The organism is Actinomadura sp. KC216 (assembly GCF_004348535.1).
Lineage (GTDB): Bacteria > Actinomycetota > Actinomycetes > Streptosporangiales > Streptosporangiaceae > Spirillospora.
The window spans coordinates 24,126-34,231 of the sequence record NZ_SMJX01000062.1; the positions used below are offsets into that span (position 1 = coordinate 24,126).

Genomic DNA, 10,106 nt, shown 5'->3' on the forward strand with positions numbered 1-10,106 from the left:
TTTCGGCCTCGACAGCGCGGGAACGGGCTCGCGAGGATCGGACGATGGCCGATGTCCTGCTGCTTTCCGCCGCCGACGTGCGGGCGGTGTTCGACCTTCCCGCGGCGATCGCCTCGCAGCGGGCCGCGTTCGGCGCGCTCGGCCGCCGGGAGGCGCGGCTCGCGCCGCGGCTGCTCCTGGACGGCCCGGACGGCGCCGTCGCGTTCTGCTACGTCTCCCGCCTGCCCGGCACCGGCGCGGTGTCCAAGTTCGGCAGCGTCACCCCGGGCAACGCGGCGCGCGGGCTGCCGACCGTCGCGGCGCTGGTGACCGTCCAGGACCCGGTGGACGGACGGCCGATCGCGATCATCGAGGGCGAGTCGGTGACGACGCTGCGGACCTCGGCGGCGAGCGCGGTGGCCGCCGACCACCTGGCCGTCGCGGACGCGTCCCGGCTCGCGGTGATCGGCTGCGGCGTCCAGGGCCGGGCGCACGTCCGGGCGATGGCGGAGGTCAGGCCGATCGGCCGGGTGGCGATGGCGTGCCGCCACCCGGAGACGTGCGGCGTCGCCGCCCGGCTGGCGGACGAGCTGGAGCTGCCGGTGGAGACGGCGGCGTCGGCGCGCGCGGCCGTCGAGGGGGCGCAGATCGTCGTCACGGCCACCACCAGCACGGAGCCGGTCGTGCTCGGCGCATGGCTCGACCCCGGCTGCACGGTGCTGACCGTCGGGTGCTTCGCCCCGGACCGCACCGAGGTGGACGACGAGGTCCTCACCCGGGCGGCCCAGGTCGTGGTGGACGACGTGCCGACCGCGCTGGAGCACGCCGGTCCGGTCGTGGCCGCGATCCGGGCGGGGCACCTGAGCCCGGAGCAGGTGCGGCCCCTCGGGCCGGTCGTCGCGGGCCTCGCCGCCGGGCGGGAGGCGGACGGCGACATCGTCTTCTACAACAGCGTCGGCGTCGGCGTGCAGGACACGGCGGCGGCCTCCGTCATCGTCGAGCGGGCGCGCGCGTCCGGCACCGGGCGGCACGTCGAGCTCTGAGCCGCACCCCGATACACTTCGTTCGGTAATCCGAACGATGATGGCCGGACGAGAGGGCTGGGCGTGGGCGCGTCAGGGGAAACGGTGCGGGACGTGCTGGCCGGCAACCTGCGCCGCGCGCGGCTGGAGCGCGGCCTGTCGCTGTCCGAGCTGTCCCGCCGGTCGAAGATCGGCAAGGCGACGCTGTCGCAGTTGGAGGCCGGGGCCGGGAACCCCACGATCGAGACGGTGTTCAGCCTCTCGCGCGCGCTGGAGGTCGCCATCTCCGACCTGCTGGACCACCGCGAGCCGTCCGGGCCGACCGTGGTGCGCGCCGCCGACGTGGAGGTGCTGCGCGGCGAGGGCGTCGACCTGCGGCCGCTGCGCGGCATCGAGTCCGGCGGCGCGATCTTCGAGGTGTACGACCAGGTGGTCAGGGCCGGGTGCACGCAGGACTCGGCCGGGCATGGCGGGACGGAGCACACGATCGTCCAGGCGGGGCGGCTCCGCGTCCGGGTGGACGGCCGGGAGGTCGAGCTCGGGCCCGGCGACTACGTCGGCTTCGACGCCCGGCTGCCGCACGCCTACACGGCGCCCGGCGGGGACGTCCGGTCCGTCCTGCTCCTGCAGTACGGCTCCGACCAGCGGCTTCACACCGCGCCCTCGGAGCCGCCCCACCTGGTCGGGCGTTGACATCCCGCGGTCGGCCGACCTAGCCTCGAACCGTTCGGTTTAGCGAACGGCTCCTGGAGGGGTGATGGCGCGGGTCGTGGTGGTCGGCGCCGGGATCGCCGGCGCGGCCTGCGCCCGCGAGCTGGCCCTGGCGGGCTGCGAGGTCACCGTCCTTGACCGCGCCCGCCCCGCCGCCGCGACGACCGCGCACGGCGAGGGCAACGTCCTCGTCTCCGACAAGGAACCCGGCCCGGAACTCGACCTCGCGAAGCTGTCCCTCCGGCTGTGGCCGCAGGTCCTCGACGCGCTCCCGGACGCCGGGGGAGCGGAATGGGACCCGAAGGGCGGCATCGTCGTCGCGACGACCGGGGAGGGCGCCGCCGCGCTCCGCGCGTTCGCCGCCGCCCAGCGCGACGCCGGGGTCGCCGCCGAGGAGCTGGACGCCGCCGCCTTCGCCCAGGCCGAACCGCACGCCACCAGGGACGTCGCCGCCGCCGTCCACTACCCGCAGGACGCGCAGGTCCAGCCGGTCGGCGCCGCGACCGGCCTGCTCGCCGGCGCCGTCCGCGCCGGGGCCGTGCTGGAGACCGGCCGCGAGGTGGTCGGCGCCGTCACACGCGGCGGCCGGATCACCGGCGTCCGCACCGCGACCGGCCTGGTGGAGGGCGACGCGGTCGTCAACGCCGCGGGGCCGTGGTCGGGCGAGGTCGCCGCGCGGCTCGGCGTCCGCCTGGACGTCCGGCCCCGGCGCGGCGAGGTCCTCGTCACGACCCCGATGCCGCCGACCGTCTTCCACAAGGTCTACGACGCCGATTATGTGGGCGCGGTCGGCAGCGGCGCGGGGGAGTTGCAGGCGTCCGCCGTCGTCGAGTCCACGCGCGCCGGGACGATCCTGCTCGGCTCGTCGCGCCGCCGCGTCGGGTTCGACGACCGGCTCCGTCCCGGCGTGCTGGAGGTGATCGCCCGCAGGGCGCTGCGGCTGTTCCCGTCGCTCGCCGGGGTCCCCGTGATGCGCGCCTACGGCGGGTTCCGGCCCTACGTCGCCGACCACCTGCCCGTGATCGGCCCCGACCCCGGCCTGCCCGGGCTCTGGCACGCCACCGGGCACGAGGGCGCCGGGATCGGGCTGGCGGCCGGGACCGCCGCCGTCCTGCGCGACCTCATGCTCGGCCGCGAACCCGGCGTCGACGCGACCCCGTTCCGCGTCGACCGGCCCGCCGTCCGGCCGGAGAGGGAGGTCGCGTGAGCCAGGTCCGGATCACGGTGGACGGCGAGCCCGTCACCGGCACCGAAGGCCGGACCATCGCGGCCGTCCTGCTCGCGTCCGGCCGCCGCACCTGGCGGACGGGCCCGTCCGGCGCCCCGCGCGGCGTCTTCTGCGGGATCGGCGTGTGCTTCGACTGCCTGGTCACGGTCAACGGCGTCCGCGACGTGCGCGCCTGCCGCCGCCGCGCCCGCGACGGCGACACGGTCACCACCCAGTCCCGGGCCTCCGGGGAGGAGCGATGACCCGGCACGTGGCCGTCGTCGGCGCCGGACCGGCGGGCCTCGGCGCGGCGGCGGGCGCCCTGCGCGCCGGGGCGGTGGTCACGCTGATCGACTCCGCCGAGAGGCCCGGCGGCCAGTACCACCGGATCCCGTCCGACGCCTACGCCGTCGCGGACCCCGTGCTGCGGCACCCGCGCTGCGACTGGTGGCCGGAGAGCACCGTCTGGTCGATCGAACGCCGCGACGAGGGCGTGCCCCGGGTTCACGTGCTGCGGGGCGAGCCCGACGCGGACGGGCGGGAACGCCTCGCCCTCGACCCGGACGCGCTCGTCCTCGCGCCCGGCGCCCACGACCGCGTCCTGCCGTTCCCCGGCTGGGACCTGCCCGGCGTCTACACGGCGGGCGCCGCGCAGGCGCTGGCCAAGGGGGAGGGTGTGGCCGTCGGCGGCTCCGTCCTGATCGCCGGTTCCGGGCCGTTCCTGCTGCCGGTCGCCGCGTCGGTGCTGGCGGCGGGCTCGTCCGTCCGGGCGGTGCTGGAGGCGGGAGCCGCGACGGCCCTGGCACGCGGCTGGACGCGGCGCCCCTGGGAACTCGCGCCGCACACCGCCAGGGCCGCGGAGCTCGCCGGGTACGCGGCGCTGCTGGCCCGCCACCGCGTCCCCTACCGGACGGGCCGCGCCGTGATCGAGGCCCGGGGCGACGGACGCGTGGAGGAGGCGGTCACGGCGCGGCTCCGTCCAGACTGGTCGGTCGTACCGGGCACCGAGAAGGCCATCGCGGTGGACGCGCTGTGCGTCTCCCACGGCTTCACCCCGCAGCTCGAACTCCCCGTCGCCGCGGGCTGCGCCCTCCGGGACGGCGCGTTCGTCGCCGTAGACGCCGGCCAGCGCACCACCGTCCCCGGCGTCTGCGCGGCGGGGGAGATCACCGGCATCGCGGGCGCGCAGGCCGCCCGCACCGAAGGACTCCTGGCGGGCTGGACCGCCGGGGGAGGCGCACCGGACGACCCCGCCGCCGTCCGCACGCGCCGCCGCCGCGACCAGGCCCGCGCCTACGCCGCGCGCCTCGCCGCCGCGCACCCCATCGGCGCCGCCTGGCCCGGCTGGCTCCGCCCCGGCACCGTCGTGTGCCGCTGCGAGGAGACCACCTACGGCGCCCTGCTCGACGCGGCGGGCGACCCGGTCCGCGACTCCGCGCACGCGGTCAGGCTCGCGACCCGCGCGGGCCTCGGCCCCTGCCAGGCGCGCATCTGCGGCCCCACGGTCGCCGAGCTGACGAAGACCGGCAACCCCCACAACCGGCCCATCGCGCAGCCCGTCCGGCTGGGCGAACTCGCACGGCCCCCGATCGAGACCACCGACAGGAAGGGGAACGCCCGATGAGCGACACCGGGACCACCAGCCTCGGCGGCGTCATCGTGGCCACGGCGCTGCCCTACCGCGCGGACGCCACCGCGCCCGCCGGGCTCGCCGTCGACTACGACGCCTACGCCGAGCACTGCGCCTGGCTGGTCGGCAACGGCTGCCGCGGCGTCGGACCGAACGGCTCGCTCGGCGAGTACTCGTCGCTGACCGGCGAGGAGCGCCGCCGCGTCGCCCGCACCGCCGTGGAGACGGTCGGCCGCGACGGCGTGGTCGTCGTCGGCGTGCACGCCCCCGGCTCCCACCAGGCGCGGCACTGGGCGGAACTCGCCGCCGAGGACGGCGCGGACGGCGTCCTGTGCCTGCCCCCGACCATGTACCGGGCCGGCCGCGGCGAGGTCGTCGCGCACTTCGAGGCCGTCGCGTCCGCCGGGCTGCCCGTCATGGTCTACAACAACCCGATCGACACCAAGGTCGACCTCACGCCCGGCCTCCTCGGCGAGATCGCGCAGATCGACGGGGTCGTCGCGGTGAAGGAGTTCTCCGGCGACGTCCGCCGCGTCCTGGAGATCAGGGAGCGGGCGCCGGGGCTGGAGGTCGTCGCGGGCGCGGACGACGTCGTCCTCGAATCGCTGCTGATGGGCGCCACCGGCTGGTTCGCGGGCTTCCCGAACGTGTTCCCCGCCGAGTCCGCGCTGCTGTACGAGCTGGCCACGGCCGGGCGGCTGGAGGAGGCCCGCGCCCTGTACGAGCCGCTCGTCGCCGCGTTCCGCTGGGACTCGCGGACCGAGTTCGTCCAGGCCGTCAAGCTCGGCATGGACCGGGTCGGCCGGTACGGCGGCCCGTGCCGCCCGCCCCGCGGGCCCCTCTCCGCCGAGCACCGCGCCGCCGTCACCGCCGACATGGACCGCGCCGTCGCGGCCCTCGAACGGCGGAGGGCCGCCTGATGCGCTCCCTCCGCACGATCAGCGCCGTCGACTCCTACACCGAGGGCAACCCCGCCCGCATCGTCACCGGCGGCGTCGCGCCGATCCCGGGCGACACCATGGCCGCCAAACGCCGCCACGCGATCGAGCACCTCGACGGCCTGCGCCGCTTCCTGATGGACGAGCCGCGCGGCCACTCGGCGATGAGCGGCGCGATCCTCCAGCAGCCCACCCGTCCCGACGCCGACTGGGGCGTCGTCTACATCGAGGTCTCGGGGTTCCTCCCGATGTGCGGGCACGGCACGATCGCGCTCGCGACCGTGCTGGTCGAGACGGGGATGGTCGAGGTGACCGAGCCGGAGACGATCGTCCGCCTGGACGCGCCCGCCGGGCTCGTCGAGGCGCGGGTCGCGGTGCGCGGCGGCCGGGCCGAGAACGTCACGCTGCGGATGGTGCCGTCCTTCCTCCTCGAACGCGACGCCGCCGTGGACGTCCCCGGGCTCGGCGAGGTCCGCTACGACATGGCCTACGGCGGCAACTTCTACGCGATCACCGAGCTGGACGCGCTCGGGCTGCCGTTCGACCGGTCCCGCAAGGACGACATCCTCCGGGCGGGGCTCGACATCATGGCCGCGATCAACGAGCGGAACCGGCCGGAGCACCCCGAGGACCCGGGCGTCGCGGGCTGCAAGCACGTCCAGTTCCTGGCCCCGGGGTCGGACGCCGCGCGCTCCCGCAACGCGATGGCGATCCACCCCGGCTGGTTCGACCGGTCGCCGTGTGGCACCGGCACCTGCGCGCGCATGGCGCAGCTGCACGGGCGCGGCGAGCTTCCCCTGAACACCGGTTTCGTCAACGAGTCGTTCATCGGCACCCGCTTCCACGGGCGGCTCGTCGGCGCCACCGAGGTGGGCGGGCTGCCCGCCGTCGTCCCGGAGATCGCCGGGCGCGCGTGGATCACCGGCACCGCGAACTACCTGCTCGACCCCACCGACCCCTTCCCCGAAGGCTTCTCCTTCTGATGCCGCCGAACGACGCCATCGACGCCGCCGTGTCCGCCGCGCCCGGATGGGCGGGCGCCCCGCCGGAGACCCGCGCCCCCGCCCTGACGGCCGTCGCCGCCGCGCTGGAGGACGCCCGCGCCGAGCTGACCGCCCTGGCCGACGAGGAGACCCACCTGGGCGCGGCCAGGCTGAACGGGGAGCTGACGCGCACGACGTTCCAGCTCACGCTGTTCGCCGAGCAGGTCAGGGAGGGCGCGTTCTACGACGCACGTATCGACGCCGCCGACCCCGAGTGGCCCACCGGTCCCCGTCCCGACCTGCGCCGCTACCGGACGGCGGCCGGTCCGGTGCTCGTGTTCGCGGCGAGCAACTTCCCGTTCGCGTTCAGCGTCGCGGGCGGCGACACCGCGTCGGCGTGGGCGGCGGGCTGCCCCGTCGTCGTCAAGGCCCACCCCGGCCACCCGCGCCTGTCCCGCCGGACCGCCGAAGTGATCGGCGCCGCCGGGCTCCCCGACGGCGTGTTCGGCCTCATCGAAGGGGAGGACGTGGGCGTCGAGGCGCTCCGCCACCCCGGCATCGCCGCCGCCGCGTTCACCGGCTCCCAGAGGGGCGGCCTGGCGCTGGCGAAGATCGCGGCCGAGCGTCCGGTGCCGATCCCGTTCTACGCGGAGATGGGCAGCGTCAACCCGTCCGTGGTGACGCCCCGCGCGGCGCGGGCGCGCGGGGAGGAGATCGTCCAGGGGTACGCGGCGTCCCTCACGATGGGCGCGGGGCAGTTCTGCACCAACCCCGGCCTGCTGTTCGCCCCCGCCGCCCTCCTCGACAGGGCGGCCCGGCGGCTCCGCGCCATCGGCGCCGCGCCGATGCTGAACGACCGCATCGAGTCCGGCTACCTGGCCGGGGCGGACGCCCTGGCCGCCCGGCCCGGCGTCCGGCGCCTCGTCTGGCCGGACGGCGGCGCGTCCGCCGTGCCCCGCCTGCTCACCATGGACCTGGACGCCTTCAAGGCCGACATCGGCGCCGCCGCCGAGGAATGCTTCGGCCCGCTGGGCCTGATCGTCACCTACGACCGCCTCGCCGACCTCGCGGACGTTCTGACCGGCCTGCCCGGCCAGCTCACCGCGTCCCTGCACGCCGAACCGGACGAGACCGCCGACCTCGCGCCGCTGGCCGCCGTGCTCGCCGGGCGGAGCGGACGCGTGCTGTGGAACCAGTGGCCCACCGGCGTGTCCGTCACCCACGCGATGCAGCACGGCGGCCCGTTCCCCGCGACGACCGCGCCGTCCACCACCTCGGTCGGCACGGCCGCGATCGACCGGTTCCTGCGCCCGGTCGCCTTCCAGGGCTGGCCGCAGGAGCTGCTCCCGCCGCCGCTCCAGGACGGCAACCCGTGGAAGGTCCCGCAGACCCTCCGCTGAAGGCTGCTCAGCCGACCCACACCGTCTTGGCGTTGCAGAACGCGTGCATGCCCTCCGCCGACAGCTCCCGCCCGTAGCCGGAGCGCTTCGTCCCGCCGAACGGCAGCTCCGGATACGACGTCACCATGCCGTTGATGAAGACTTGGCCCGCGTCCAGCTCCCGGACGAACCGCTCCCGCTCGGCGTCGTCGCGCGTCCAGGCGTTCGAGCCGAGCCCGAAGCCCGTCGCGTTCGCGATCTCCACCGCCTCCGACACCCCGCGGACGCGGAACACCGACGCGACCGGCGCGAAGACCTCCTCGTGGTACATCCGCATGTCCGGCGTCACACCCGAGATCACGGTCGGCGGGTAGAACCAGCCGGGGCCGTCCGGGCGCTCGCCGCCGCACAGCACCGCCGCGCCCTTGGCGACCGCGTCGGCGACCTGCTCCTCGGCCTCCGCGCGCCCCTCCTCGCTGACGAGCGGGCCGATGTCGGTGGCGTCGTCCATCGGGTCGCCGACCCGCTTGGCGCGCATGTTCTCCACGAACAGCCGCTCGAACTCGTCCGCGCAGCCGATGTCGACGATGAAGCGCTTCGCGGAGATGCAGCTCTGCCCGTTGTTGAGGCACCGCGACTCGGCCGCCGTCCGCGCCGCCGCCTCGACGTCGGCGGACGGCATCACCACGAACGGGTCGCTGCCGCCGAGCTCCAGCACGGACGGCTTGATCTCGCTCCCCGCGATCGACGCGACGGACCGTCCCGCCGGTTCGCTGCCGGTGAGCGTCGCCGCCTTCACCCGCGGGTCGCGCAGCACCCGCTCGACCTTGGACGACCCGATGAGCAGCGTCTGGAACGCGCCCTCCGGGAACCCGGCACGGCGGAACAGGTCCTCCAGGAACAGGGCCGTCTGCGGGACGTTCGACGAATGCTTCAGCAGCCCCACGTTGCCCGCCATCAGCCCCGGCGCCGCGAACCTGATCACCTGCCAGAGCGGGAAGTTCCACGGCATCACCGCCAGCACCGGCCCGAGCGGCTGGTAGCGCACGTAGGCGTCCCGCGCGCCCACCGCCCCAGCGTCGGAGGGACGCCGGTCGGTGAGGAACTCCTCGGCGTGTGTGGCGTAGTACCGGCACGCCTTCGCGCATTTCTGCACCTCGGCCCCGGCGGCCTTCAGGGTCTTGCCCATCTCCGTCGTCATCATCGCTGCGATCTGCGCGGACTCCCGGTCGAGGATGTCCGCCGCCGCGTTCATCCACCCCGCGCGCTGCGCGACGTCGGTCGTCCGGTAGGACGCGAACGTGTCCGCGGCCCGCCCGACGCGCCGGTCGACCTCCTCGTCGGTCAGCGCGTCGAAGGTCTTCTCGACCTCGCCCGTGGCGGGATTGGTCGTGGCGATCGTCGTCATGGCCCGGGACGTGCCCGGGGGACCGGGCCGGAAACACCAGCCCGGAGGCGGCTCAGGCGGGGATCACGCACACCGGGGACGGCACTCGCAGCGGCGCCCCCACCGGTTCCGGGACGCCGTCCGCGCCGATCCGGAACGTCGCGATCGAGTCGCCGTGCTCGTTGGCCACGTGCATCCAGGGGCCGTCCACGTGCAGGTCGCGGGGCCAGGCGCCGCCGGACGGGACGTCCGCGACCGGCTGGAGCGCCGCGCCGCCGTCCAGCACCCGGTGCGCGGTCACCACGGCGTCGCCCCGCGTGGAGGTGTAGACGAACCGGCCGCCGTCGCCGAGCTTGATCGCCGCGCACAGCGCCGCACGGGCGTCCACGGGCTCGGCCGTCGCGGGCGACTCCGCGACGAGCTCCAGGCGCGCGTACCCGTCCGGCCCGTCCAGCGGCCGCAGCACCAGCATGGACGCCGACAGCTCCGCCACCACGTGCACGTGCCCGCCCGGGTGGACGACCAGATGCCGCGGCCCGGACCCGGCCGGGAGCGGCGTCTCCCCGGCGAGCCGCAGCGCGCCGCCCTCGATCCGGAAGGCCCGGATCAGGTCGGCGCCGAGGTCGGTCGTCAGGATCGTGCCGTCCGGGGCGATCACGCTCGCGTGCGCGTGCGGGCCCTCCTGCCGGTCGGCCACCGGGCCGCTCCCGTGTCCCTCCGCGACGTCGGCCTCACCGGCGAATCCGCCGTCCGGGCCCAGCGGGACGGCCCTGACCGTCCCGGACCCGTAGTCGGCGACGATCAGCCGCCCGCCGTCGGGCGTCACCGACAGATGGCACGGCAGCGCCCCAGCCGCCCGCACCCCGATCT

10 protein-coding genes are annotated in these 10,106 nt (G+C 76.0%); 8 read left to right on the forward strand and 2 right to left on the reverse strand.

Translation table 11 applies throughout. The features are described from left to right. The first annotated feature begins 44 nt into the window (after positions 1–44). The 8 genes from E1264_RS13715 (at position 45) to E1264_RS13750 (ending at position 7,870) form a co-directional block, all read left to right on the forward strand. Positions 45–1,022, forward strand: coding sequence for an ornithine cyclodeaminase family protein (locus tag E1264_RS13715; RefSeq protein WP_132173292.1), 978 nt, complete (start codon positions 45–47; stop codon positions 1,020–1,022). Positions 1,023–1,106: 84 nt separating this feature from the next. Next, positions 1,107–1,694 carry an XRE family transcriptional regulator gene (locus E1264_RS13720; protein WP_207935900.1) on the forward strand — a complete coding sequence of 196 codons (588 nt, stop codon included), beginning with the start codon at positions 1,107–1,109 and terminating at the stop codon, positions 1,692–1,694. 64 nt (positions 1,695–1,758) lie between these two features. Continuing rightward, positions 1,759–2,919 (forward strand): FAD-binding oxidoreductase, encoded by a 1,161-nt coding sequence (locus tag E1264_RS13725; protein WP_132173296.1) that lies wholly within the window; start codon positions 1,759–1,761, stop codon positions 2,917–2,919. Then, positions 2,916–3,182, forward strand: a complete 267-nt coding sequence (locus E1264_RS13730; RefSeq protein WP_132173298.1) for a (2Fe-2S)-binding protein — start codon at positions 2,916–2,918, stop codon at positions 3,180–3,182. Before E1264_RS13725 ends, E1264_RS13730 begins: the two co-directional genes overlap by 4 nt. Then, positions 3,179–4,543 carry an NAD(P)/FAD-dependent oxidoreductase gene (locus E1264_RS13735; protein WP_132173300.1) on the forward strand — a complete coding sequence of 455 codons (1,365 nt, stop codon included), beginning with the start codon at positions 3,179–3,181 and terminating at the stop codon, positions 4,541–4,543. The genes E1264_RS13730 and E1264_RS13735 overlap by 4 nt, the downstream gene beginning before the upstream one ends. Further along, positions 4,540–5,469: a dihydrodipicolinate synthase family protein gene (locus E1264_RS13740; RefSeq protein WP_132173302.1), complete on the forward strand. Its 930-nt coding sequence runs from the start codon at positions 4,540–4,542 to the stop codon at positions 5,467–5,469. Before E1264_RS13735 ends, E1264_RS13740 begins: the two co-directional genes overlap by 4 nt. Beyond that, complete coding sequence (locus tag E1264_RS13745; RefSeq protein WP_132173304.1) at positions 5,469–6,470, forward strand: proline racemase family protein; 1,002 nt, start codon at positions 5,469–5,471, stop codon at positions 6,468–6,470. The genes E1264_RS13740 and E1264_RS13745 overlap by 1 nt, the downstream gene beginning before the upstream one ends. Continuing rightward, positions 6,470–7,870, forward strand: a complete 1,401-nt coding sequence (locus tag E1264_RS13750) for an aldehyde dehydrogenase (NADP(+)) (RefSeq protein ID WP_132173306.1) — start codon at positions 6,470–6,472, stop codon at positions 7,868–7,870. Before E1264_RS13745 ends, E1264_RS13750 begins: the two co-directional genes overlap by 1 nt. Before the next feature lie 7 nt (positions 7,871–7,877). Here the strand turns inward: E1264_RS13750 and E1264_RS13755 are convergent, their stop codons facing one another. Both E1264_RS13755 and E1264_RS13760 read right to left on the reverse strand, forming a co-directional pair. Continuing rightward, positions 7,878–9,257, reverse strand: coding sequence for an NADP-dependent succinic semialdehyde dehydrogenase (locus E1264_RS13755; RefSeq protein ID WP_132173308.1), 1,380 nt, complete (start codon positions 9,255–9,257; stop codon positions 7,878–7,880). 52 nt (positions 9,258–9,309) lie between these two features. Further along, a partial coding sequence (locus tag E1264_RS13760) for a beta-propeller fold lactonase family protein (RefSeq protein ID WP_132173310.1) occupies positions 9,310–10,106 on the reverse strand: 797 nt, incomplete at its 5' end.

Excerpts from the sequence above, each read along its gene's own strand:
- E1264_RS13715 (WP_132173292.1), top strand. The coding sequence starts at position 45 with ATGGCCGATGTCCTGCTGCTTTCCGCCGCCGACGTGCGGGCGGTGTTC.
- E1264_RS13725 (WP_132173296.1), top strand. The coding sequence starts at position 1,759 with ATGGCGCGGGTCGTGGTGGTCGGCGCCGGGATCGCCGGCGCGGCCTGC.
- E1264_RS13735 (WP_132173300.1), top strand. The coding sequence starts at position 3,179 with ATGACCCGGCACGTGGCCGTCGTCGGCGCCGGACCGGCGGGCCTCGGC.
- E1264_RS13740 (WP_132173302.1), top strand. The coding sequence starts at position 4,540 with ATGAGCGACACCGGGACCACCAGCCTCGGCGGCGTCATCGTGGCCACG.
- E1264_RS13745 (WP_132173304.1), top strand. The coding sequence starts at position 5,469 with ATGCGCTCCCTCCGCACGATCAGCGCCGTCGACTCCTACACCGAGGGC.
- E1264_RS13750 (WP_132173306.1), top strand. The coding sequence starts at position 6,470 with ATGCCGCCGAACGACGCCATCGACGCCGCCGTGTCCGCCGCGCCCGGA.
- E1264_RS13755 (WP_132173308.1), bottom strand. The coding sequence starts at position 9,257 with ATGACGACGATCGCCACGACCAATCCCGCCACGGGCGAGGTCGAGAAG.